The 22,876-nt window shown below is 60.2% G+C and carries 19 protein-coding genes and 2 pseudogenes; 15 read left to right on the plus strand and 6 right to left on the minus strand.

The window, feature by feature from the left end; all coding sequences use genetic code 11:
- Positions 1 to 958 precede the first annotated feature (958 nt).
- The 7 genes and pseudogenes from ACSX1D_RS10735 to ACSX1D_RS10765 all read left to right on the plus strand — a co-directional run.
- Positions 959 to 1,141, plus strand: a pseudogene (locus ACSX1D_RS10735) (HAMP domain-containing protein); the annotation flags it as partial.
- A gap of 198 nt (positions 1,142 to 1,339) precedes the next feature.
- Positions 1,340 to 2,044: a methyl-accepting chemotaxis protein gene (locus ACSX1D_RS10740; RefSeq protein ID WP_439862306.1), complete on the plus strand. Its 705-nt coding sequence runs from the start codon at positions 1,340 to 1,342 to the stop codon at positions 2,042 to 2,044.
- A 102-nt stretch (positions 2,045 to 2,146) separates the two neighbouring features.
- A complete protein-coding gene (locus ACSX1D_RS10745) occupies positions 2,147 to 3,064 on the plus strand; it encodes an AAA family ATPase (protein WP_439862195.1) in 918 nt (305 codons plus the stop codon).
- Between the two features lie 65 nt (positions 3,065 to 3,129).
- On the plus strand, positions 3,130 to 4,017 hold the full coding sequence (locus tag ACSX1D_RS10750; RefSeq protein WP_439862307.1) for a DUF58 domain-containing protein: 888 nt from the start codon (positions 3,130 to 3,132) through the stop codon (positions 4,015 to 4,017).
- Positions 4,014 to 6,008: a transglutaminase TgpA family protein gene (locus tag ACSX1D_RS10755; protein WP_439862196.1), complete on the plus strand. Its 1,995-nt coding sequence runs from the start codon at positions 4,014 to 4,016 to the stop codon at positions 6,006 to 6,008. The genes ACSX1D_RS10750 and ACSX1D_RS10755 overlap by 4 nt, the downstream gene beginning before the upstream one ends.
- A gap of 67 nt (positions 6,009 to 6,075) precedes the next feature.
- Positions 6,076 to 6,846 carry a CHAD domain-containing protein gene (locus tag ACSX1D_RS10760; RefSeq protein WP_439862197.1) on the plus strand — a complete coding sequence of 257 codons (771 nt, stop codon included), beginning with the start codon at positions 6,076 to 6,078 and terminating at the stop codon, positions 6,844 to 6,846.
- Between the two features lie 108 nt (positions 6,847 to 6,954).
- Positions 6,955 to 7,758, plus strand: a complete 804-nt coding sequence (locus tag ACSX1D_RS10765) for an acyl-CoA thioesterase (RefSeq protein ID WP_439862198.1) — start codon at positions 6,955 to 6,957, stop codon at positions 7,756 to 7,758.
- A gap of 9 nt (positions 7,759 to 7,767) precedes the next feature.
- Here ACSX1D_RS10765 and ACSX1D_RS10770 read toward each other — a convergent pair whose 3' ends face one another.
- Positions 7,768 to 8,601 (minus strand): TatD family hydrolase, encoded by an 834-nt coding sequence (locus tag ACSX1D_RS10770; RefSeq protein ID WP_439862199.1) that lies wholly within the window; start codon positions 8,599 to 8,601, stop codon positions 7,768 to 7,770.
- Positions 8,602 to 8,834: 233 nt separating this feature from the next.
- Between ACSX1D_RS10770 and ACSX1D_RS10775 the strand changes: the two genes are divergently transcribed.
- Together ACSX1D_RS10775 and ACSX1D_RS10780 are read left to right on the plus strand one after the other, a co-directional pair.
- A complete protein-coding gene (locus ACSX1D_RS10775) occupies positions 8,835 to 10,226 on the plus strand; it encodes a transglycosylase SLT domain-containing protein (protein WP_439862200.1) in 1,392 nt (463 codons plus the stop codon).
- Positions 10,227 to 10,346: 120 nt separating this feature from the next.
- A complete protein-coding gene (locus ACSX1D_RS10780; RefSeq protein ID WP_439862201.1) occupies positions 10,347 to 10,781 on the plus strand; it encodes a DoxX family protein in 435 nt (144 codons plus the stop codon).
- A 45-nt stretch (positions 10,782 to 10,826) separates the two neighbouring features.
- Here ACSX1D_RS10780 and ACSX1D_RS10785 read toward each other — a convergent pair whose 3' ends face one another.
- From ACSX1D_RS10785 to thpR, 3 genes are all read right to left on the minus strand, one after another.
- Positions 10,827 to 11,861, minus strand: a complete 1,035-nt coding sequence (locus ACSX1D_RS10785; RefSeq protein ID WP_439862202.1) for a lipase secretion chaperone — start codon at positions 11,859 to 11,861, stop codon at positions 10,827 to 10,829.
- A gap of 77 nt (positions 11,862 to 11,938) precedes the next feature.
- Positions 11,939 to 12,883 carry a triacylglycerol lipase gene (locus tag ACSX1D_RS10790; RefSeq protein ID WP_439862203.1) on the minus strand — a complete coding sequence of 315 codons (945 nt, stop codon included), beginning with the start codon at positions 12,881 to 12,883 and terminating at the stop codon, positions 11,939 to 11,941.
- Positions 12,884 to 13,103: 220 nt separating this feature from the next.
- Positions 13,104 to 13,628 carry an RNA 2',3'-cyclic phosphodiesterase gene (thpR, locus tag ACSX1D_RS10795; protein ID WP_439862204.1) on the minus strand — a complete coding sequence of 175 codons (525 nt, stop codon included), beginning with the start codon at positions 13,626 to 13,628 and terminating at the stop codon, positions 13,104 to 13,106.
- A gap of 221 nt (positions 13,629 to 13,849) precedes the next feature.
- Here thpR and ACSX1D_RS10800 point away from each other — a divergent pair, with 221 nt between their 5' ends.
- Positions 13,850 to 14,158 (plus strand): class I SAM-dependent methyltransferase, encoded by a 309-nt coding sequence (locus ACSX1D_RS10800; RefSeq protein WP_439862205.1) that lies wholly within the window; start codon positions 13,850 to 13,852, stop codon positions 14,156 to 14,158.
- Between the two features lie 9 nt (positions 14,159 to 14,167).
- Here ACSX1D_RS10800 and ACSX1D_RS10805 read toward each other — a convergent pair.
- A pseudogene (locus ACSX1D_RS10805) lies at positions 14,168 to 14,497 on the minus strand (GreA/GreB family elongation factor); the annotation flags it as partial.
- Positions 14,498 to 14,624: 127 nt separating this feature from the next.
- Here ACSX1D_RS10805 and gmtY point away from each other — a divergent pair.
- From gmtY to gmtX, 3 genes are read left to right on the plus strand one after another with little or no spacing between them, the layout of a single operon-like run.
- Positions 14,625 to 15,974 carry a gamma-mobile-trio recombinase GmtY gene (gmtY, locus tag ACSX1D_RS10810; protein ID WP_439862206.1) on the plus strand — a complete coding sequence of 450 codons (1,350 nt, stop codon included), beginning with the start codon at positions 14,625 to 14,627 and terminating at the stop codon, positions 15,972 to 15,974.
- A gap of 5 nt (positions 15,975 to 15,979) precedes the next feature.
- Entirely contained in the window at positions 15,980 to 20,266 is a 4,287-nt protein-coding gene (gene gmtZ / locus ACSX1D_RS10815) for a gamma-mobile-trio integrase GmtZ (protein ID WP_439862207.1), read from the plus strand.
- Between the two features lie 33 nt (positions 20,267 to 20,299).
- Positions 20,300 to 20,899 (plus strand): gamma-mobile-trio protein GmtX, encoded by a 600-nt coding sequence (gmtX, locus tag ACSX1D_RS10820; RefSeq protein ID WP_439862208.1) that lies wholly within the window; start codon positions 20,300 to 20,302, stop codon positions 20,897 to 20,899.
- A 59-nt stretch (positions 20,900 to 20,958) separates the two neighbouring features.
- On the opposite strand, the gene ACSX1D_RS10825 is transcribed toward gmtX, so the two are convergent.
- Positions 20,959 to 21,432 (minus strand): helix-turn-helix domain-containing protein, encoded by a 474-nt coding sequence (locus ACSX1D_RS10825; protein WP_439862209.1) that lies wholly within the window; start codon positions 21,430 to 21,432, stop codon positions 20,959 to 20,961.
- A gap of 236 nt (positions 21,433 to 21,668) precedes the next feature.
- On the opposite strand from ACSX1D_RS10825, the gene ACSX1D_RS10830 reads away from it, so the two are divergent.
- Both ACSX1D_RS10830 and ACSX1D_RS10835 read left to right on the plus strand, forming a co-directional pair.
- Positions 21,669 to 22,121, plus strand: a complete 453-nt coding sequence (locus ACSX1D_RS10830) for a hypothetical protein (RefSeq protein ID WP_439862210.1) — start codon at positions 21,669 to 21,671, stop codon at positions 22,119 to 22,121.
- Positions 22,122 to 22,155: 34 nt separating this feature from the next.
- Entirely contained in the window at positions 22,156 to 22,503 is a 348-nt protein-coding gene (locus tag ACSX1D_RS10835) for a DUF6957 family protein (RefSeq protein ID WP_439862308.1), read from the plus strand.
- Positions 22,504 to 22,876 lie beyond the last annotated feature (373 nt).

Raw genomic sequence — 22,876 nt, forward strand, 5'->3', positions numbered from 1 at the left:
TTGCTCCTATGTTGCCGACACAGAGCCAAACGACCCGAGATCGTGAAACCGTCATCCTGTTGGAAAGAAGGGGAAAACTATGTGGACTGCCCTGCAGCGGCGCGTTGCCAGTCTGAGCACGGCGAAGAAACTGGCCCTGGGCTTCGGCGTGGTGCTCTCGCTCACCCTGTTGGTCGCGGCGACCGGGTTCTCCGCGCTGCGCGATGTCTCGATGCGCTCGGATCTGCTCGAGCGCATGAGCACCATCGGCACCGAGGTGCAGCGCATGCGTCGCAGCGAACAGCAATTTGCCCTGACCGGCGATGTGCAGCACGCCACGCGCCTGCATGAGCAGGCCCAGGCGATCCTCGCCAGCAGTACGGCCCTGCAGCCCGAGCTGCCGGTGGAGGAGCGCCAGCTGCTGGCAGAGGCCGACGGCGCCATCGGCGAGTACGAGGCGGCCTTCAAGCGCTATGTCGAACTCACTGACAACATGCGCCTGTCCCTCGACGGCGCCAATTGGCTGGTGGTCAGCGCAGCCAACAGCCTGGACCTGCTCAAGGACGGCCTGGCCGAGGACGGTATCGACCTGCTCAAGAGCAGCCAGGGTCTGGAGGGCGACGAGTCGGTGGTGCAGGCCGGGCAGATCAGCAAGATTCACCAGCTGCTGCTGCAGGCACTCGACCAGGCGCGGGTGCGCCTGGAAGAAAGCCGCAGCTCCGGCGAGGCGGCGCAGACCGCCATCCAGGAGGCCCTGGATGCGCAAAACCTGGCCGGCGAGCTGCGCGACGCCATGGCCGATCCGGGCTACGCGGCGGTGCTGGCCGAGGTCATCGGCAACGTCAATTCCTTCAATGACCGGCTCAAGGAGTACACCCGCCATCTGCAGGCGCAGAAGCAGGAGTATGCGCGCCTGGTGGAGCAGGCCGAGCGCATCCTCGCGCTGGTCGATCAGGCCCATGACCATCAGAAGGAAGGCATGCAGACGCAGTTGCAGGCCAGCACTTGGCTGATCTTCGTGGCGGCCGCGGCGGCGCTGCTGATCGGCCTGGTGGCGACCTTCGTCATCAGCCTGTTGATCGTCCGCCCGCTCAAGCAGGTGATACTGCAGGCCCAGCAGATCGCCGGGGGCGATCTGCGCGCGCGCATCGAGGTGACCCGCAGCGACGAGGTCGGCCAGCTGCTCGGCGCCATGCAGGGCATGTCGAACAACCTGCGCGAGATGGTCGGCCGGCTGCAGGACGGGGTGACGCAGATTTCCACTTCGGCCCAGTCGCTGTCGGCGAGCACCGAGCAGACCCGCCGCGGGGTGAATGGGCAGAAGGAAGAAACCGACCAGGTGGCCACCGCCATGAGCGAGATGACCGCCACGGTGCATGAGGTGGCGCGCAATGCCGAGGCCGCCGCGGCGTCCACTGCCCAGGCCGACACCCGGGTCAATAGCGGGGTCCAGGTGGTGCACCAGACCCTGAAGCGCATCGAGGAGCTGGCCGCGGCGATGAACACCACCACCCAGAGCATCGAGCGCCTCAGCCAGGACACCCAGAGCATCGACTCGATGCTGGACGTGATCAAGAGCGTCGCCGAGCAGACCAACCTGCTCGCCCTCAACGCCGCCATCGAGGCCGCACGCGCCGGCGAGCAGGGGCGTGGCTTCGCCGTGGTGGCCGACGAGGTGCGCGCCCTGGCGCGGCGTACCCAGGAGTCGACCACGGAGATCGAAGGGCTGATCGCCACCCTGCGCGAAGGCACCCGGCGCACCGTCACGGACATGCGCCAGAGCGGCGCGCTGGTCGAGCAGGTGGTGCAGGACGCCAACCAGACCGAGGGGGCATTGGCCGCGATCGCCGAAGCGGTGACGCAGATCTTCGAGATGAACCAGCAGATCGCCGCGGCGGCCGAGGAGCAGACCGCGGTGGCCGAGGAGATCAATCGCAGCGTCACCTCCATTCGCGATATCGCCGACCAGTCCGCCGCGGCCATGGACGAGTCGGCCAACTCGAGCATCCAGCTGGCCGAACTGGGGCTTGAACTGCAGGGCATGGCGGGGCACTTCCGCCTGTAACGAGGCGCGATTCGCGCACAGTTTGGTGAGCAAAGGTTACAAGGCGCTTTGCCCAGGACGCGCCGGCCAGTAGCATCGAAGCACTTGCCTGGGGAGTGATGGATGCGTACGAAACTGGATGCCTGCCTGCACGCGGTGAATCAGGTGGTATTGGGCAAGGAGACCCAGGTGCGCCTGGCGCTGGCCTGCCTGCTGGCTCGCGGCCACCTGCTGATCGAAGACCTGCCGGGGATGGGCAAGACCACCCTCAGCCATGCCCTGGCCAAGGTGTTGGGCCTGAGCTTCCAGCGCATCCAGTTCACCTCGGACCTGCTGCCCGGCGACATCCTCGGCACCTCGGTGTTCGACCGCGACACCGGGCAGTTCGTCTTCCATCCCGGGCCGATCTTTGCCGAACTGCTGCTCGCGGACGAAATCAACCGCGCCACGCCGAAGAGCCAGAGCGCCCTGCTGGAAGCCATGGAGGAGGGCCAGGTGACCATCGAGGGCGCCACGCGGCCATTGCCCGAGCCCTTCTTCGTGATTGCCACGCAGAACCCGGTGAGCCAGGGCGGCACCTTCGCCCTGCCGGAGTCCCAGCTCGACCGCTTCCTCATGCGCCTGTCCCTCGGTTACCCGGCCAAGGCCGCCGAGAAGGTCCTGCTCCTGGGCGATCCACGGCGCGCGCTGTTGCCGCGCCTGCAGCCGTTGCTCGATCACGCCGGCCTGTCGGCGATCCAGGCCGAGGTGCCGAACGTGCGGGCCAGCGATGCCCTGGTCGATTACGTGTTGCGCCTGGTCGAGGCCACCCGCAGCCAGCCGCAGTTCGCCTGGGGGCTGTCGCCACGCGCCAGCCTGGCCCTGCTGGCGGCGGCCCGCGCCTGGGCCCTGCTGGTTGGCCGTGACTATGTGATCCCCGAGGACGTGCAGGCGGTGTTGCCCTCGGTGGTGGGGCACCGCCTGCGCGAGCGCGCCGACCCGACCGGGCACGGCGGAGGTGCCCTGGTGCAGTGGCTGCTACGTGAGGTGCCGGCACTTTGATCGGGCTGTTCAAGCCCTACTGGAGCCGCTGGCTGGCGCGGCGCATCCCCGCGGCCAGCAGCGTCATGCTCGATCAGCAGAAGATCTTCATCCTGCCGACCCGTATCGGTGTCACCTACGTGCTGGTCCTGGTGTTGATGCTGCTGGCGGCGATCAACTACCAGAACAGCCTGGCCTATGGTCTGACCTTCCTGCTCGCGGCGGTGTTCTTCGTCGCCATCCTGCATACCTACCGCAACCTCGCCGGGCTGCTCGTCAACGCCGGCGGGGCCGCCGCGGTATTCGTCGGCGAGCAGGCGGGCTTTCGCGTGCGCCTGGAGAGCCGGCGCCGGGCGCACCAGGCCATCGGCCTGGGCTGGGACAAGCACGACCTGCAACTGCTCGACGTGCCGGCCCAGGGCAGCAGCGAATGCGAGCTGAGCCTGGCGACGCAGCGGCGCGGCTGGCTGCGGCCTGAGCGCCTGCGAGTCGAGAGCCGTTTCCCGCTGGGCATCCTGGTGGCCTGGAGCTGGCTCGACCTGGACCAGGCGTCGCTGGTGTACCCGCGCCCGTTGCAAGGCGAGCTGCCGCTCTCGCCCGACGGCGCCGACGAGCAGCAGGAACAGGGCCGGCACGCGCAGGGCTATGGCTGCGACGATTTTCAGGGGCTGAAGGACTATCAGCCCGGCGATTCCAAGCAGCGCCTGCACTGGAAGGCCTATTCGCGCGGCCTGGGCCTGCTGGTCAAGGATTTCTCGACCCTGAGCGGGCGTGACCCGCAGCTCGATTTCCAGGCCCTGGACGGGGACGTCGAGTCGCGCCTGTCGTTGCTCTGCCATTGGGTGCTGGAGCTGTCCGCTCGGCAGCAACCCTTTGCCCTGCGCCTGCCGGGCCTGGCCCTTGCTCCCGACAGCGGCGAGCCCCATCGCGAGGCCTGCCTGCGGGCCCTGGCGCTGTTCGGAGCGCCGCGGTGAGCCCGCAACCGGCCATCCCGCGCGTCAGCCTGAGCTGGCTGCTGGTCGCCCAGGTGTTGGTGATCGTGCCGCACCTGGGCCATCTGCCGCTGTGGGTCAGCGTTCTGTGGCTCGGCTGTGCCGCCTGGCGCATCCAGATCTTCCGCATGCGCGCGGGGTATCCCAACGCCTGGGTCAAGGCACTGCTGATGCTGCTGGTGGCCGCCGGCGTGTGGTTCTCCCGGGGCAGCCTGGTCGGCCTGGACGCCGCGGTGGTACTGCTGATTGCCGCCTTCATCCTCAAGCTGCTGGAGATGCGCACGCGGCGCGACACCCTGGTGCTGATCTTCCTCGGCTTCTTCACCGTGGTCACCGCCTACCTGTTCGATGACGGCATGCTCGCCGCGCTGTTCAGCCTGCTGCCGGTCACCGCCTTGCTCGCCGCCCTGATCGGCTTGCAGCAGAGCGCCCTGGCCACCCAACCCTGGCCGACCGCCCGGCTGGCGGCGAGCCTGCTGCTGCAGGCGCTGCCGCTGATGCTGCTGCTGTTCATCTTCTTCCCCAGGCTGGGGCCGCTATGGTCCCTGCCGATGCCTAGCGACAAGAGCGTCAGCGGACTGTCCGACAGCATGGCGCCGGCGGATATCGCCGAGCTGAGCCGATCGGGCGCGCTGGCCTTTCGCGCCAGCTTCGAGGGCGAGGTGCCGCCACGCAGTCAGCTGTACTGGCGTGCGCTGACCTTCGAACGCTTCGACGGCCGCCGCTGGTCGCAGTCCGCTGCGCTGCCGCCCGCTGCACCGGCATGGGAGAAACGCGGCGAGCCACTGCGCTACGAGATCGTCATGCAACCCAGCGCCCAGCCCTGGCTGTTCGCCCTGGATGTCGCCGAGACCACCTTGCAGGATACGCGGCAGCTGGCCGACTTCCGCCTGCAACGCCAGCAACCGGTCGAGCGCAGCCTGCTGTACAGGGTGACCTCCTGGCCGGACGCCTTGCGCGAGCCGGACGGGCTCGGCAGCGAGATGAGCCTGGCTCGCGCCCTGCAACTGCCCCCGGGCGGGGACCCGCGCAGCCGCGCCTGGGCCCTCCAGCTCAAACGCGATCATCCCCGGCCCGAGCGGCTGGTACAGGCGTTGCTCGCCCACTTCAATCGGCAGCCCTATGTCTACACCCTGCGGCCGCCGACCTTGGGGGCTGACAGCGTCGATGAGTTTCTCTTCGACAGTCGCCGGGGCTTCTGCGCCCACTACGCGGGCGCCATGACCTTCGTCCTGCGGGCGGCCGGCATCCCGGCGCGGGTGGTGGCCGGTTACCAGGGCGGTGAGTACAACCCGAGCGGACGCTACGTGCAGGTGCGCCAGTTCGATGCCCATGCCTGGGTCGAATACTGGCGTCCGGGGGCTGGCTGGGTGACTGTCGACCCGACCTTCCAGGTGGCGCCGGAGCGCATCGAGCAGGGGCTCGAGGCGGCGCTGGCCGAGGAGCAGAGCTTTCTCGAGGGTTCGCCATTCTCTCCGCTGCGCTATCGCCAGTTGGCCTGGCTGAACAAGTTGCGCCTGGGCTGGGACGGCCTCAACTATGGCTGGCAGCGCTGGGTCCTCGGCTACCAGGGCGCCCAGCAGCTGCAACTGCTGCAGCGCTGGTTCGGCAACCTCGACAGTCGGCTGTTGGCGCTGAGCCTGGGTGGCGGCGGGGGCCTGTTGCTGGGGCTGCTGGCGCTTGGTCTGTTCAAGCCCTGGCGCCGCGAGCGTGACCCCCAGCGCCGGGCCTTCCTGGGCTTCGAACGCCTGCTGGCCCGCCATGGCGTGCAGCGGCAGGCGGGCGAGGGGCCTCGCGCTTACGCCCAGCGCGCGGCGCAGGCCTTGCCCCGACAGGCTGGGGCCATCGACGCCTTTGCCTGCGCCTTCGAGGCGCAGCGTTATGGTCGCGAGGATGGGTCGCCGGCGTTGCTGCGTCGGCGCCTGAGCGAGCTCAGGCGTGCATTGCCCTGGCGCTTCACGCGCCGGCGCTGAGCGTGGTGACGTCGGGTGAGGGAGGGAAGCGCGCTACTCTGCAGGCAGGGCAGAGCGAGGAGTGTTGATGGCAGCCGTTGTCGATAAGGTACTCGAGCAGGTGCTGACGCAGCAGGTCAGGCTCTATGCCTGCCGCGAGCGCCTGGCGGCAGCCACCGACCCCGAGGCGCTGCACGACCTGCGCATCGCCCTGCGCCGGTTGCGCAGCCTGTTGCGTCCGCTGCGCGGCCTGTCGGCCATCGATAGATTGCAGGCAAGCGCGGTGGCGCTCGCTCGCCTGAGTGGGCCGCTGCGCGATCTGGAAGTGCTGCTCGGGCATCTGCGAGACCTCGACAAGCCGGACGCCCTGGCGCGCCGCCTGCCGCAGCTGCGGCGGGGCTACGTGGCGTTGCTGGAAAGCCGTGAGCTGCAGGCGCTGTTCGATGCCCTGGACGACTGGCCGCAGCAATGGCACCGGGCCCAAGCCGACAGGCAGCTCAAGGGCGTCGAACGGCAGGTGCGGCGCCGCCTGGCCAAGCAGCGGCGTTTGCTCGGCGCCACCCTGGCGGATGTACGGCATGACCGTCATCGCCTGCGCCTGCTGATCAAGCGGGTGCGCTACGCTGCCGAGGCCTATCCCGGGCTGGGTGGCGTATCGGCCGAAGCCCGCGCACACCTGAAACAGGCACAGGCGGCCCTGGGCGACTGGCACGATCGCCTGCAGTGGCTGCTGCGGGCCGAGCAGGAGCCAGATCTGGCGCCTTGCGTGGCCATCTGGCGCGCCGAACTGGACAGGGGCGAACACGCCGCGGATCAGGCACTGCTGCAATTGCAGGCGGACTTTCCTGCGCCCGCCTAGGGCTCGCGCATATCCCGCGGTATTTGGCCGAAGCGCCCTAGCGCTGCCCTATCAGCCGGGCCAGGCTATCCCCTAAGATCACCCCAGTATCGTTATCCCGAGGTGGTCATGACCTTTTCCGAGTTGCTCCAGGCCGTTCGAGCCAACCCTGAAACGCTACAGATTCCCGCAGCCTGGGCCCAAGGGCGGGCCAGTTTTGGCGGCCTGGTGGCGGCGCTGGTGTATGAGGCCATGCGTGCCCGGGTGCCGGACGGACGGCCGGTGCGCTCCCTGGCCGTCACCTTCGTCGGCCCGGTGGAGCCCGAGGTGCCAGTCAGTTTTCAGGTCGAGGTGCTGCGCGAAGGCAAGGCGGTCAGCCAGGTGCTGGGGCGTGCGGTGCAGAACGGCCAGGTGGTCACCCTGATCCAGGGCAGCTTCGGCGCCGCGCGGGAGTCGGCCGTCGCCGTCACCGCCGAGGCGGCGCCACAGATCAAGCCGGTAGAGGAATGCCAGGAGCTGCCCTATATCCGCAACGTGACCCCGGAGTTCACCCGTTTCCTGGCCATGCGCTGGGGCATCGGCGGCATGCCGTTCAGCAACAATCCGTCGCGGCAGATGGGCGGCTGGGTACGCTTGCGCCCGGCGGTCGAGGGCGAGGTGCAGGCGCTGGACGAGGCCCATCTATTGGCCTTGGTCGACGCCTGGCCGCCAGCCGTACTGTCGCACCTGCGGGCGCCGGCGCCGGGTAGTTCACTGACCTGGACCATCGAGTTCATCCAGCCGCTGGCGGCGCTGACGACCCTCGACTGGTGTCGCTACCGTGCACACATCGAGCACGCCCGCGACGGCTACGGCCATATCGCCGCAGGCCTGTGGGCGCCGGACGGCGAGTTGCTGGCGATCAGCCGGCAGACCGTGACGGTATTCGGCTAGTTGCCCGGCTCAGCGGGCTGGCTGATCCGCGCCGGCCTCGGCAACGCTCGGCAGGTTGAAGAAGTGCCGGGCGCAGGCGGTGCTGTGGGACGCCAGGCTCTGCAGCGTTTCGCCCCGGTGCAGAGCCACCTCACGCAGCACTTCGACCAGCAGGGCCGGCTCGTTGCGCCCGCTCTTGGGCTTGGGTCGCAGGCTGCGTGGCAGCAGGAAGGGCGAGTCGCTTTCCAGCATCAGCCGACCGACCGGGATCTCCCGCACCAGTGGGTGCAGGTGGCTGCCGCGGCGTTCATCGCAGATCCACCCGGTGATGCCGATATGCAGGTCCAGGTCCAGGTAGTTGAACAGCGCGCGCTTCTCCCCCGTGAAGCAGTGCACCACTGCGGCCGGCAGGCGATCCCGGTAGTCGCGCAGGATCTCCAGCAGGCGCTGGTCGGCATCGCGCTCATGCAGGAAGACCGGCATCTGCAGGGCGGCGGCCAGGGCCAACTGTTCTTCCAGGGCCTTCTCCTGCTGTGGGCGCGGCGAGAAGTCGCGATTGAAATCGAGCCCGCATTCGCCAACCGCGCGCACCCGTGGCTCGGCCAGCAGGGCTTTCAGCCGCGCGGTGCTGTCGCTGTTCCAGCTCTTGGCGTCGTGGGGATGGACGCCGGCAGTGCTGAACAGGCGCTCGCCGGAGTCGTCCAGCTCATGGCACAGCTCGGCGGCCTGCTCGCTCTCGTCCAAGCTGGTGCCGGTCACCAGCATCTGGCAAACGCCGGCGGCGAATGCGCGCTCGAGCAGGGCTTGGCGCTGGTCTGCAAAGCTTGGGTGGGTCAGATTGACGCCGATGTCGATGAGCTGCATGGTGTTACCTGGCGGCCGGAGGGGCCAGCATAGCAGAGCTTTTTGCCTAACCATAAATTGATCAAATTCAAACACTTGAGCGGCTATCTTGAGACTGGGTGACAGACTGTTCTGGCTTCCAGGCGCGCGCTGTGCGAACCTCCGCGCGCCGCGCACTCCGGGAACTTGCACGGCACTGCCGCACTCTCACTCGGCCTGCTCTTGCAGCGAGTCGACCCTGTCTTGGAGCCGCGATGTCGCGAGTGTTACTGGTGCTTTGCCTCCTGCTAGTGCTACCGCTGGCGGCGATGGCGCGTGTGGCGGGTCCGCAGGAAGTTGTGCGCCCGGCACTCACGCGCGATCTGGCGGGCATCCGCAGCAGTGGCGAACTGCGCGTGCTGGTCAACCAGAGCCGCAACAGCTCGGGGGAGATCAAGGGACAGAGCATCGGCGTGGAGTACCATCGCCTGCGCGCCTTCGAGCAGTATCTCAACAGGACGGGGCGCACCCGTGCGGCGCTCAAGCTGAAGATAATTCCCAAGGCCAAGGACCAGCTGCTCGCCGCCCTGCGGCGCGGAGAGGGCGATCTGGTCGCGCCCGGCGAACTGCTCGGCATGGGCGCCGGTCGGGATATCCGCGCCAGTACCGCCATCCGCAGCGACGTCCCGCTGATCATCGTGGGCCGGCAGGGCGATCGCCGTTACCAGAGCCTGGAACAGATGTCCGGCCGCAGCCTGGCGCTGCCGGCCGGCAGCGCCGCAGGCGAGGCGATACGGCGGCTCAACAAGCAGCTGCTGCAGGACAAACGGCCGCCGATCATCATCGAGTGGGTCGATCCGAGCCTGGCCGTCGAGGACGTGCTGGAGATGGTCCAGGCCGGCATCTACAGCGTCACCGCGGTCGAGCAGCCGATTGCCGAGCGCTGGGCCAAGGTCCTGCCGAAGTTGCGCCTGGAGCGCCACCTGGTGCTGGCCAGCGACGGCGACCTGCGCTGGTTCATGCGCAGGGATGCACCCGCGCTGGCGGCGAGCATCGACCGCTTCCTCAAGAGCTATCGCAGTCCCGACGACCAGGACGCCTCCTTTCAGCGCGTCTACCGACGCCTGTACAAGGTGCATTACCCCCTGGGGCGCGCCGAACGCCAACGCTTGGAGAAACTGCGCCCGGTGCTCCAGCGCCATGCCGGCGAACAGCAGTTCGACTGGCTGGCGCTCGCCGCCCTGGCATTCAAGGAGTCGACCCTCAACCCGAACGCCCGCGGTGCGGGCGGCGCCACCGGCCTGATGCAGATCACCCCGGCTGCGGCCCGTAGCGTCGGGGTCGGCAATATCGCGGCGCTGGAGAATAACGTGCAGGCCAGCGCGCGCTACCTGGCGATGATCCGCCGCAACTACTTCGCCAGTGCCCAGCTCAACGAGCGCGAACGCATGGCCTTCGTGCTGGCCGGCTACAACCTGGGGCCGCAGCGGGTGCAGAGCATGCGCGCCGAGGCGCGGCGCCGTGGCCTCAACCCCAATCAGTGGTTCTTCCAGGTCGAGCGAATCGCCATGGAGCAGGTCGGCATGGGCGTGGTTAGCTACGTCAACAGCGTCAACAAGTACTACCTGGCCTATGATCGCGAGCGTTATCTGCTGGAGCCGCACTAGCTAGTATCGAGCACATATATATCTAAATATATGATGTTTACGAGCGAATAAATCCACTTTTGCTATCTATAAATTCGTTTAGTCTGTGCGCATCACCACCCCACAACAGGAATGCTGCACATGAACGCTCTGATCAAATCTGTGGTTGCTACGCAAGCGGGCTACGGCCTGACCGTTTTGCGCGTCATCGCCGGGCTGACCTTCGCCGCCCACGGTGCGCAGAAGCTGTTCGGCTGGTTTGGCGGCTACGGCCTGGACGGTGTCGCCCAGTGGATGGAAAGCATTGGCCTGGCGCCGGGTTATCTGATGGCTCTGCTGGCCGGCAGCGCCGAGTTCTTCGGCGGCCTGGCGCTGATCTTCGGGCTGCTGGCCCGGCCGGCGGCGGCCGTGCTGGCGGTGACCATGCTGGTGGCGATCGTCGGCGTGCATCTGGCCAACGGCTTCTTCATGGCCAACAACGGTTATGAATTCGGCTTGGCGCTGCTGGCGATCAGCGTGGCGGTACTGGTCGAAGGCGCAGGCAAGCTGTCTTTGGACATGCGCCTCGCCAACTAGAACCGAGCACCCCGGAAGGCCCGTCAAGCGCGGGCCTTCTGCGTTTCAGGGGGCTGCCTGGCTGCGCACCTGGGCCAGTTGCTCGGCGGCGTCCAGGCGCAGGCGTTCGCGCTCATCGAAGCGCTCTCCGGCCAGGCGCTCGATGGCCGCAGCCTTGTCGGCGGGGCTGAGGCCGCGACTGGCCTCGATCCTGGCTTTGGCCTGCTGGTAGTCGGCCAGCCGTCGTCCCCAGGCCTGGCGCTGCTGATCCAGGGCTTCGAGGCGCTGGGTCGCTTCGGCACCAACCATCTGCAGGCGCAACTGGCGCACCTGCTCGGGGCTGGCACCGTCGGCCTGCAGCTTGGCGGTTCGCTGGCGCAGCTCGTGCTGCAGCTGTGGCAGGAGGCTGGCCTGCAGCTCAGGCGGCAGGCTTTCGCGCAACTGATCGACCGCGCGGGCCTTGGCGTCGTCGTCCAGATCGCTGTCCTGCTGGATCGCCAAGCGTTGCAGGCTGAAGCGGTTGTAGGCCTCTTCGTCGGCAAAGAATGCCTGGCGTGCGTCACCGCTGAACAGGCGGGCGCGCAACGCCTGAACGGCCGCCTCGCGCTGGCGCAGGGCATCGAGATTGGCCAGCTGCGGCCAGTCACGCTCCAGCAGCACCAGTTCGCGCTTGTAGTCCAGGTATTGGGTGAGCAGCGCCAGCGCCTGCCCCCGCGCCGGCTCCTGCAGCTGGCTGCGGATGTGGGCCTGTAGGCGTTCGACGCTGACGCGCACGGGTTCCTCGCCAATGGCGGCGAGGAAGTAATCGAATATTCGCCGGATGTCCTGGCTGACGATCAGCTGGCCCGTCTCGTCGACACGAAACAGGCCGTCGACCTGGGTGCCAGCGAAAGAGCCGGGCAGCGCGATCGTCCTGCCGTCATCGGCGCTGGCGTCGACTGCCGGGGCGGGGCGTGGATACTCGCTGGGAGCGTCTTGCATGATGGTCTGGCTTGCTTCGAGCTCGGGGACTTGGGCAGGTGTATGCGCCAGGTCCAGATAGAGAAAAGTGGCGAAACAGGTCATGAAAGCCAGGGGTGAGAACAACAACAGTTTTTTCACGGATTGATTCACCGGACAGCGTTGATCAGGCGCTCGAAGGAGCGCAGAGGTGGGGCCCTGCGGGCCCCGGTAGAGGGTCAGAGTCCGTCGTTCTTCAGGCGATTGGCATGCTGCCGATAGACAGTCACCGGATCGGTTTCGAACCAGCTGGTCAGGCCGAAGGTCTGGTTGACCTCGTCGAGGTGGTTCATCCGGTAGTTGTCACGGATCACCTTGCCCAGGTGCGAGCTGCAGCGCCCGACCAGCCCGTCGTTGGCTTCGCCGTTGAACGTCAGGGAGGTGGCACCGAGCAGCGCGTCGCTCGGATCGAGCAAGTGGGTCAACGGGCTGGTGCCGCTCCAGGAGTAGTAGCGTACGCCATTGACGCTATAAGCGCCTTCGCCGCAGGCCGTGGTCGGCAACCCTTGCGGGTACTTGGCGTTGAAGCGAGCCGCACCTGCACTATTGAGCGACTCGAGGGCGCCAAGGGCATTCTGCGGATTGCTGCTGGAACTGCCGGAGAGGAAGTTGATCAGGCTGCCGAGGCCGTTGACGATGCCGGCCAGCAGCGTTTCGCCGGCCGAGCCCGGGGGAACCTGGCGGATGAAGTCGGCGGTGGCCGAGCCCTTGTGGGGAGCGCCGACACTGGTCGCGGAGGCAACCAGCTGGGGGCGGACGGCGGCGACATAGCGGATGGTCGGGCCGCCGTGGCTGTGGCCGATCAGGTTGACCTTGGGTTTGCCGCTGATGGCGACTATTTCCTCCACCTGGGCCAGCAGCTCTTCGCCGCGGGCCTCGGTGGTGTTGAGCTGGCTGACTTCGGCCACGTAGACCTTGGCGCCGTCGCTGCGCAGGGCGCTGGGAATGCCGTACCAGTAATCGACACCGAGGATGCTGTCGAAACCGAGCATGCCATGGGCCAGGACGATGGGGTATTTGGTCTGGGTGTAGCCGGAGGAGCCGAACCAACCGGCGTGGGTTTGCGCGGAGGCCAGGAGTCCGGCACCGAGGCAGAGGGCTAGCAGGGTCTTATTGTTATTCATGGGCGCTCTCGTAATGGGTTGTATCGGGTGTCAGGCGCGTTTCTGGCGCTGCTGGCGCCCATCCAGGGCCCCTGCAACGCGGCACTGACAGGCGCAGGAAGCGTGCCAGCTTCGCCTTGAAGGGAACCCGGCGGCTCTGGACTAGGTACTGGCGTGCTATTTGTGTTGAGGAATGCCGTTCTGCCCGGCACTGTCGCTGTTACGGGGCGAAACGCCTTTATTAGTCGTTTCGCAACAGTGGCCACTGCTGGAGCTGCTGGTAGACGCTACCGCTCGGCCCCGTTGCGGAGGCGAGCAGGGCGAAATGGCCGACCGGCCAATCGAAAGTTGGGCACGCCTTCGGCGGACGGCGGCTGCAGCGGCGCAGCAGGGTCAGGTGGGCGAGAAAGGGTCGTGCCTCCAGGCTGAATCCGCCCCCGAGCAGCGCCTCGTGCAACTGCTCGACCAGCTCCAGCAGGGCGGTGGGAGGTCGACTTGGGCTCAGGTAGAGCAAACCGTTGCGCCGGTGCACCAGGCGGTCCAGCTGCAGCTCGAACGCGGCGCTGCGCACGGTCGCGGCGAGGCCTTTCAGCTCCGCCAAACGACTGCCGGGCTGCTGGCCGAGGAAGGCCAGGGTCAGGTGCAGGTTGGCCGGGGGCACCGGCCGGCCCGGCAGGTGGAGCGCGTCGCGCCAGAGCCCGATGCGCTCGGCCAGGCCCGGTGGGCAGGAGAGGGCGAAGAACAGGCGCAGGGTATCGTCGTGCATGGCGTGGCTTCGGCTGCGAGGTGGCAGTTGACAGTATTGCGCAGGCTTCTCTAGGATGCCGGCTGCGCCGATTTAAACAGCTACTTGCGGGGCGCCGAGTCACCTGCCGAAGGCCGGGCTCTGAGAGGGTTTCTACGAAGCTCTCGAAATACCGCTAAAGCGCTGGTTCGGTGTCGCCTCTCACCGCTGCCCAGCGGGATTCCTGAGGCGGAGACGCGAGCATGACCTGTCCCCAACCGCTGATTCGATTGGCCCCGATAACCACGGGCCTGACCTTGCGCAACGCCAAGATCCTCCTTGGCGGCAGCCATCAGCCGACCCTGTTGCGCTACCTCGACGGCTGGCCGAAACGCTGGGGCGGATCGCCGACCTTCCTGATCCAGTTCACCCACGATGGGGAATCCCTGGCGCGATTTGCCAGCGACAGCTTCGATCTGGCGGTGGTGCAGGCGCCGAGCGCCGCTCAGCTGGAGGACACGGTGCGCGAGCTGACCCGGGTCGCCCGCCAAGGCTTGATCACACGGCGTTAAGACCCCGACTCAGGGGTAGTCGATGGCGACCACGTACCAGGTCTTTTCCCCGGTCGGCGTCTGTACCCGTACTTCGGCATCCAGGGTCTTGCCAATCAGGGCGCGGGCCAGCGGCGAGTCGATGCTGATCAGGTTCAGCTTCAGATCGAGCTCGTCCGGCCCGACGATGCGGTAGCGCGCCTCCTGGCCATCCTCATCCTCGAGGGTGACCCAGGCGCCGAAGTAGACCTTGCCTGGATCGCTGGGGCGGGCGCTGACCACCTTGAGGCTTTCCAGGCGCTTGCTGAGAAAACGCACGCGGCCGTCGATCTCGCGCAGCATCTTCTTGCCATAGGTGTATTATCACCCCATCAGAATTTGTACTATTAAGTTTGAATTGGGGCATTTTTAGCGTGAAATTTTCGGTTGGCTAGCCTAAGGTTAATCTGATAGAACCCCTTAATACATACTAAATAGTACGGTAGAGATGGCTTACGTTCTGAAGGTGAAAGCGAGATATCGAAGCGACAATACGGGTAAGGTGCTTCGGCTGCCGGCGCTTTGGACTGAGAGTGGTCTATTGCTGTCGCACCTGAGATACCTAGCTAAAGCAGTAAACAGAGGCCAGTCGTGGAGGGAGAGGTCTGCGTTCGCGATTATGCTCCTTATAAGGTACGTCAACGCTAACGATGGCTTGTTCGATAAAACGGTAGAGTTGCTGGAGAATTTCAACATAGCCCTGCGCGCTGGCACTATCGATCTGACTACGCTCATAGATCCTTCGGGCTTGTACTGGAGGCCTCGTAGTGCCGATGATGCGAATAACCTACTCCAGTTGATTACGCATTACACCGATTGGCTCGCAGAACAGCCTGAATACGCTACAGCGCGAGCGAATCCCTTCAAGCGCGCAACAAGTGCAGAGCAGCGATTGAATTGGTGTGCTTACTACCATAAGAACGACAACGTCTTCCTAAACCATCTTTCGAACAGCGAAGAAGCTAAGAGCAGAAGTGCTTTCACACGACGAGTCGAGCGGCAATATCAAGTTCCGGTCGTTGTTGAGGAAGTGAAAAAGTTTCCAGAGGAATATATAATAAAACTTCTGGATGAGGGTTTCATTCGCGCTGGAAGTGAGTCAAATCCAGATCCTAATATGCGTGCTGATTTCAAGGGGCGAGCGATAACGTTGCTCATGCATTATGGTGGCGTGAGAAAGAGTGAAGTTTTTCATTTGTATCTGGATGATATTGGCGTTGATAAAAAACGCCTTGAGGCCGTTGTGCGAATTTATCATCCTTCAGAAGGTGTGTCGCCGGACAAGCGCTATAAGTCACGTCAGGACTACCTACTTCAGCGATTTCAGCGTACCCCTCGGACGATGTATCTCAAAAGTGAGAGACTACATGCAGGCTGGAAGGCTCCCGTGCTCAGCAGTAGAGAGAAATATTTCAAGGTTGATTTTTTCCCTCCGGATAAGGCGACGGAATTTCTATATAACTTTCAAAATTATTTAAAGTATCAGCGAGTGGATCCTATTGGTGAGGATCACCCTTATGCTTTTACAAATACCTTGGGTCAGCCAGAAACAATAAAGAATTTTCAGCGTCTACACAAGGCTGCCGTTAACCGTATCGGTCTTGCTCATGAAAAATATCGTGGAACCACAGAGCATGGTCACCGCCATGCCTTTGGTTATCGATTGGCTGAGCATGGATTTACTCAGGTTGAAATTCAAAAGATGATGCGACATCGCTCCCCTACAGCGTGTTTGGTTTATACTCAGCCGACGAATGAAGACCTCCGTGAGACTATGGAGCGTCGGATGGAGAAATAAATAACTTGAGTTATATTTATGAAACGCTGGTTGAAGCGGCTAACGCAGCCAGAGCACTGGGTATTACAGGCGTATTAGATTATAGGGCCAGGCGGCACGAGGATCCTCGGCTGCCGGCACATCCCTCACAGAAATACAGCGCAGAATGGCGTGGATATCCAAGCTTTCTGGGTACTGCTGATAAACACTATCCTTTGCTTGCTCAGGCAGCCGAGGCGGCGCGAAGTTTGGGTATCCCTAGTCGTGCTGCTTATAACAAAGAGTATAAGCGTGATCCGCGACTACCTGCTCATCCCGAAAGATCTTATGCCAATGAGTGGACGGGGTGGGAGAATTTTCTCCAGGTAGATGTGAAGAAAGGACGCAAATACCGGTGGCTTTCAGAAGCTGCGACTGCTGCTAGACGCTTAGCTATTGTGGATGAGGCTGATTACGCTGCACGACATCACTTTGACGAAAAGCTGCCGAAAAGCCCGGCCAGTTTCTATCGCGGAGAATGGAGCAGTTGGGAGGCATTCACTGGCCACGTAGATCAAGAAAAACAGAACAACCTCTTCTCTACATTCGTGGAGGCTCGTTCGGCTGCACACGCATTAAAGGCTGTGAGTAGAAGCGATTATCGGGCGAAAGTCCTAGAAGATGATAGGTTTTCTCTAACTCCCGATTTGATATATCAGCAAGAGTGGAAAGGATGGGACGATTTTCTCGGTAAGACCGGGGATAGTGGTAAGTACTCCACATATGAAGAGGCTCGTGCAGCATGCAGAGCCCTGCAATTCAAAAGTAACGTCGAATATAGAAAACTTCGTAAGTCTTTGGATCCCCGCCTTCCGGGTGCGCCTAATACTTTCTACGCCGATGACTGGGGTGGGTGGAATGACTATCTGGGTACAAAGCGCGGTAAAGACTTCTACTCTTACGAAGAGGCGGCTGAGCGAGTAGCCTTGCTTGGCATTAAGTCACGCCTTGAATACCTCGAAAAATATCGTGAAGACCCCCGGCTTCCTAGTAACCCAGAGTTAGTATATCTAACCGCTTGGGTAGGGTGGCCGGGGTTTCTCGGAGTCGATCCAGGCAAGCATTACGTCAATCTGGAAATGGCAAGGGCGGGGGCACTTCGCTTGGGTATCACCACGGCTGTTCAATACAGGGAACGCCATAGCCAAGATCCTCGTTTGCCGTCAAACCCAAATATCATGTATGCCTCTGAGTGGCATGGATTCCCGCATTTCTTACGTGGCCGTGAGCTAGATAAAAAGTACGAAACTGTCGTTGAAGCTAGTGAGTCTGCAAGGACACACGGTTTTTCATCAAAAGCTGATTATCTAAAGCGGTATAAAGTCGATCCGCGACTGCCTTCAAATCCGAATAAGATTTATGATAAAGATTGGCGTAAGTGGGGCTGGGATAGATATCTTGGTGTGAAAAGTTATTCTCTCAAAGAAGCAGGTGAGGCTGCTCGACGGCTTGGGATAACCTCTCGTGCTGAATATTTGTCTGGTTACAAAGCAGACTCTTTGCTTCCCAGCGATCCTCCTGTTTATTTTCGTGCTGACTGGAAAAGCTGGATTGATTTTCTTCTTCCGCAGAAGTGCATTAGCTTGGCGGAGTTAAAGTACTCGGTAAAAGTCTTAAATATTAAAAATAGCAAAGATTACCGTGATCGGTACAAGGATTTTCCATGCTTGCCCGCACATCCTGACAGGGTGTTCAGTATGGAGTGGGTAAGTTGGTATGATTTGTGCGATATACCTGTTCCATACAGTTATCAGGAGCTTCGTATTTTAGTCAATGAAGACGGTGTGAAAGGGGAGATGGACTACCGGCGCTTCGTTGCTTCTCGCAAAGACCCTAGGATCCCCCGTGATCCGGCGACCGTTTATAAGGCTGTTTGGACTTCATGGTACTCGTTCCTGAATAAAGAGGAGCCATTTAAAACAAAGTATATTCGGCATCCATACACGGCATGGGCAGAGGATATTAATGAGTTTTTGAAAAAGGCCCGCAGCGGTGATTTGAAGCAACAAATGCTGTGTAAATTTGTTCGCGAGTATGTTCAAAAATATGAACTTGGATTCACTCCTGAGGTTTATTTTACTGCTCCAAAAATCGATCTGAATTTATTTAGGGATTTGCTCGTTAACTCCAATGGCGGGACTGGGCGCCCTTTGCTTTCCGCTGCTAAAGAGTTTGCTGACTATATTATTAGGAAAAAACTTACTCTCGAAGATGATGAGACGGGGGAGCGAGTAGTAGTACCTGGAGCTCGTAATCCATTTGTGAGCATGGCATATGAGGGCGATGAAGCTAATAGCAATGCCGGGGAAACCAATAAGCCTGCACTAGCCTATCAGTATGTTAAGTCGCTGTGTGACTGGATGATTCCGGACTCAGCCCAGTGCTTTGCTGATTTAACTCATCTGCACGAGTTTGATGCTGACTGGGTGGAGGTCGATCCTTCAGTAATTGATAAAAATGATCCGGATTGCATATTCAAAACTGAATTTGGAAAGACCAAACTTTGGTTTCCTGCATACTGGATGCACACGTATGCACTAGCTTCTGTGCCGGCGAGAGGTCGGCAGTTGGCTTACAACGACTCTGGCGAAGCGGATGAAGATATTCCCCATTTTGTGAATGGTAAGTTCGTTTGGTCAGCTAATGCCTCTGCCTTGGCGGCAATGACCGAAAACCAAGGCTTTGTGAAGAGATATCCTGGCGATAATATCGGCATGCACTTTACGTCGAACAAGACTTCTCGTACTGGCGGAGGATATGATGTCCCTTGGATGCCAGAGAAAGTCGCGATCTGGATGATTCGACTGCGGGATTGGCAAGCTAAATATAATCCCATCTCTAGGCCCATGCCTTGGTTGGAGTGCAAGCGCACTGAACTTAATACGTCACAACGAAAAGAGCGCGGTGCTAACTGTTTTCTTTTTCGAGATTTTGGCGATGAGGAGTGCGGGCACTATGCTGGTCGTCTTAAGTTTCGTTTGGCGGCTGCGCTTTATCATTCACAGCCAGAAGATATCAAGCTTGCAGAGTGTAATGGCGCCTCCTCCGCGCTATCTGTCTATAGCACGCCGTATTCCCCTCACAGCATGCGAGTTAGCCTGATTACGGCGTATGTAATGGAATTTGGTTTGCCGATCAACATAATTATGAAAGTGGCTGGCCATAGCTCCATTATTATGTCGATCTACTATGTAAAGATGAATGCGGAAGGCTTGCGAGTCAAGTTTGCTGAGGGGGAGAAGCGGGCGCTTTCGAATAAGGCCTTTGCCGCCATTCAGATGCTTGAGCAAAATAGAATAGATGAGCTAAGGCATGAATTGATTCAGAATAGTGAGCAAGCTATCCAGCGTTTTACAGGCAATGTCCTGGCAGGAAGTATGCTCTTTCGCGATTACGGGTTTTGTCCATTTGCAGGGACGCGTTGTGAGGACGGGGGTGCACTGATAGGTGCGACCCAGGTGCGTCAGCCGGTTCCAAGCGGCTATCTTGGCGTACAAAACTGTCCACGCTGCCGCCATTTTGTGACTGGCCCGGTCTTCATTGGTGGTCTACTTGCGCTAGCTAACGAGATTTCACTTCAGGCCACTCTTCAGTTTGATCATATTGCAGAGATGAACGACAGTATGACGGAGGTCTCTGCATTGATAGATAAATTTGATGACATGGAATATGAGGCTTCCAGGTCTGGAACGGTGTTTGATGCTTCGGAACGCACTGCACTAGAGATGAGAGTTCGCAAGATGCAGTCTGAGTTAGAGAGTGCCGCTAAGAAGGCAGACATGTTTCTTTGCGATCTTCAAGCTATTGCTCGACTTATTAACCAGAGTCAGGCATTGGTTCATGAGCAGGCTAGTGTTGAGATTGGTAGTAATCTTCCACAGTTGATTTTGCAGCAAGAACATGAACTAGAGGTTGCATTCGAAGATTCTTCCAGATACAGATTGTTGAGCGAGGTGTGTGAGAATGCAGAGATATATCAGTCAGCTTCTGCGGACTCGGCATTACCTACTCGGTCACAAATGATCGATAGAATGATTGAGCTCAATGACTTGAAACCCATGATGTTCAAACTTGATAAAAAGCAACAGTTGGCGATAGGCAACCAGCTAACCAATTTCCTTCTAGCGCGAGTAAAGACCTGGGAAAAAGTCGAGGAACTTGTGTCTGGGCGCCTTCTTTTGAAGGATCTAGGTGAGCACGAGAGAATCGTTAGCACTGACTTGCAGGCAATTTTGAGCGGACGCAAAACGAATTTGGCACTGGAACTACTATGAGCCAAGACATCTCACTTGATCTGGGAGCTTACCGTGGAGCCTAAAGAAATGCTGGAGCATCTTAAATCGATTGCCTCTAGCCGCACACACCGCACCCTGGAAGCAATATATGATGTATGTGAGGAGCAGGTTCAGCGTGGTGTTAGCGACTTCAGCTTTGCCACGATTGCTAGGCTTGGTGAAAAGCGGGGAGTGCCGAAAGCACAGAGCATTCGCAACGCTTCTGGAGCCCATTACCGCACCCTTATTGAGTCTTTCGTCGCAGCTAATCCGTCGAAGAAAGCTGCTTTCAAACCGACCACAGCAAATAGCTGGATAGATGAACTTCCTACTGCGAGGCATCGTCTGCTAGTGCAGATATTAGTCTCCGAGCTTGCAGAAGCACGAAGACTGGTAAAGGAGATTGTACCACCTAGCCTGGAGATCAACGTCGATGACCGTAAGGCTATAGCCGGAGTGTTTAAGCTTGATGCCATTGAACGCCGAGCGCTTGAGTACATTCTTTCTGAAGAATTCATGAACAAGTGGGGCTTCCGGAAGGGTGAGAAAGGTGACCTCCTGGATCAGTCTGGTACGCGTGTACTGAAGCCCGGCACAGTCGAAGCGATAGAGAAAGCCCTTCGCCATCTTTAGTAATGGCCTGAGTTCATCAATCGCTGCGTGGGAATAAGGTTGAGCCCGTTGAGCGATCTTTAAACACTGTTTATCCAGTACCGCTGAACTGTTCTAAGGGTCACACCAAGCCTCCGTGCGACCTCGTTCTTTTTCAGGCCTTCACACTGCATGCGCTTCACGGATTCACGAGTACTATCTGCCTTCCGCCCTCGAATCCCCCGAAGCGCATCCTCTTGAACAACTGAATCAAACCGCCCCGTACTCAGCAACGCCCTAAGTCTTTTATTACTCAGCACTATCTGCTCTTCAACGTCGAGACCAGAGCAACGCGCTTCGACAACCAGCAGAACATCGCTGGGCGCGACACCGAGCACCTTGCAGAGAGCGGCAAGCGTATCGATGCGAGGAAGGGTTTGGCCGTTTTCGATCTGGCTCAGATTTGAAATATGAAGGACTTCGCCGCACTCAGTGCGTGTCAGACCAGCTTGGAGCCTGGCATCCCGCAGCACCTGCCCCAAAACCTTTTCAAACCTCATTTTCTTCGCGCTCAAAAACGAGCATCAAACCAATTTTGACGCGACACATCGTTAGCGATTAAGCTAATGATGTGTCGCATTATCATATCAGAGACGCCTGTCAATACATACCATTTGAAATGTAATTGCATGGCTAAGTCTTTTGTAATCCATGCCCATGCTGACTCCGAAAGAGGCAGCCGACAGAGCCGCGATCAGCCATGAATGCCGCTCTACGGGATAGCGAAAATTCAAATCGAGACATAAACCGCATGAGCGAGAGAGCACAAACAGACACTGCCTTGTTTACATCTTCATCACCACAGAATTGGAGCCTGACGAAGCGCGGTGATCAGCCCTGGATGTGCCTGACCGTTGCCCGCACTGACGACCATTCTGTTGCTGGCTCAATCGAAACTAATGACGTACAGAAAATTAAAGAATCCCTGTCATCGTCTGCAAAAAATATCTTCATAAAAGCAATGCATATTGTTGCGCCCACTAGCAGCGGAATTTCCACTGCGGAAGTGTTGGAGCTGATCGAGGCGAAGCTAGATGGTAGTGTGGCTTTTCATCGTCTACAGACAAAGTTTGGGATTACAAAAATAGAAGGCCCAGTCGAGCTCTCTCCTGGCCAGGAGGAGCAGTGCACATTTACCTCACTCTACAAGGCAACGTTCGGGGCAGATAAATGTGAGGGCGTAAGCTATGCAGGGATTAAATGAAACCCTAGATCTTCTTTATGGCGAGGGCATGTCAATGCCAGGGGCCAAGGTAAGCCAGGAGGAAGCGGTAAGGATCGTCCGCGAACGTTACCCATACGGTGAGTACTGCCTCGTATCTGACTGGAGATGGATAGATTTGGTAGTCACACCAGAACAGCTCCACGAGCTAGCTAAAACCAACCGGCAGCCAGTCGTTATCTACGCCGACACTGTGATTTACGATAGCCAGCGACGCTGGGATGTTGGTGACTTTGTACGCACAAGCTATCTCCATAAATTTGAAGATGGATTCATCTTCCAGACGCTAAACTCGACTTACATACTTGTTGGTGATGGCATCAGAAAACGAGCTTCCCTTGGGACTCTTGGACGAATTTTTTGATGCCAATGAACGAGCTATCAAGGCGTACAAAATTACGCCTTTTAAAAGCACAAAACACCCAATTTTCATGGCCTGTCACTGGATACCTAGTCAATGCCCACATCTTCGCCAGATCAGGAGTGGGCTCCGTTTTCAGCCATCAAGGCTCACGGAAACGCTTCGGAGAGGGAGTTACTATTCGCACGTCCGATGTAATACACATTCACCGCGAAGCAGGCTTCTGGGTACTGCACACAACGAGCGGAAGTTCCTACGTTATCGCGACATTTGACTGCAAAATCGGATGGTACACGCTGATGCAGTTCAAAGCTTCTGGGCAAGCTAAATTACGCGTACCCTGGCGCCTATTGAACTAACTTCTGCTGCTGTGTAA

The organism is Pseudomonas sp. MBLB4136 (assembly GCF_051904765.1).
In the GTDB taxonomy this organism is placed as follows: Bacteria; Pseudomonadota; Gammaproteobacteria; order Pseudomonadales; family Pseudomonadaceae; genus Aquipseudomonas.

Bases quoted from the DNA above. Each gene is read 5' to 3' on its own strand.
- ACSX1D_RS10760 (WP_439862197.1), top strand. From the start codon at position 6,076: ATGGCAGCCGTTGTCGATAAGGTACTCGAGCAGGTGCTGACGCAGCAG.
- ACSX1D_RS10790 (WP_439862203.1), bottom strand. From the start codon at position 12,883: ATGAATAACAATAAGACCCTGCTAGCCCTCTGCCTCGGTGCCGGACTC.
- ACSX1D_RS10750 (WP_439862307.1), top strand. From the start codon at position 3,130: ATGCTCGATCAGCAGAAGATCTTCATCCTGCCGACCCGTATCGGTGTC.
- ACSX1D_RS10775 (WP_439862200.1), top strand. From the start codon at position 8,835: ATGTCGCGAGTGTTACTGGTGCTTTGCCTCCTGCTAGTGCTACCGCTG.
- ACSX1D_RS10770 (WP_439862199.1), bottom strand. From the start codon at position 8,601: ATGCAGCTCATCGACATCGGCGTCAATCTGACCCACCCAAGCTTTGCA.
- ACSX1D_RS10835 (WP_439862308.1), top strand. From the start codon at position 22,156: ATGCCAGGGGCCAAGGTAAGCCAGGAGGAAGCGGTAAGGATCGTCCGC.
- gmtY (WP_439862206.1), top strand. From the start codon at position 14,625: ATGGCTTACGTTCTGAAGGTGAAAGCGAGATATCGAAGCGACAATACG.
- thpR (WP_439862204.1), bottom strand. From the start codon at position 13,628: ATGCACGACGATACCCTGCGCCTGTTCTTCGCCCTCTCCTGCCCACCG.
- ACSX1D_RS10765 (WP_439862198.1), top strand. From the start codon at position 6,955: ATGACCTTTTCCGAGTTGCTCCAGGCCGTTCGAGCCAACCCTGAAACG.
- ACSX1D_RS10800 (WP_439862205.1), top strand. From the start codon at position 13,850: ATGACCTGTCCCCAACCGCTGATTCGATTGGCCCCGATAACCACGGGC.
- ACSX1D_RS10830 (WP_439862210.1), top strand. From the start codon at position 21,669: ATGAGCGAGAGAGCACAAACAGACACTGCCTTGTTTACATCTTCATCA.
- ACSX1D_RS10745 (WP_439862195.1), top strand. From the start codon at position 2,147: ATGCGTACGAAACTGGATGCCTGCCTGCACGCGGTGAATCAGGTGGTA.
- ACSX1D_RS10740 (WP_439862306.1), top strand. From the start codon at position 1,340: ATGACCGCCACGGTGCATGAGGTGGCGCGCAATGCCGAGGCCGCCGCG.
- ACSX1D_RS10780 (WP_439862201.1), top strand. From the start codon at position 10,347: ATGAACGCTCTGATCAAATCTGTGGTTGCTACGCAAGCGGGCTACGGC.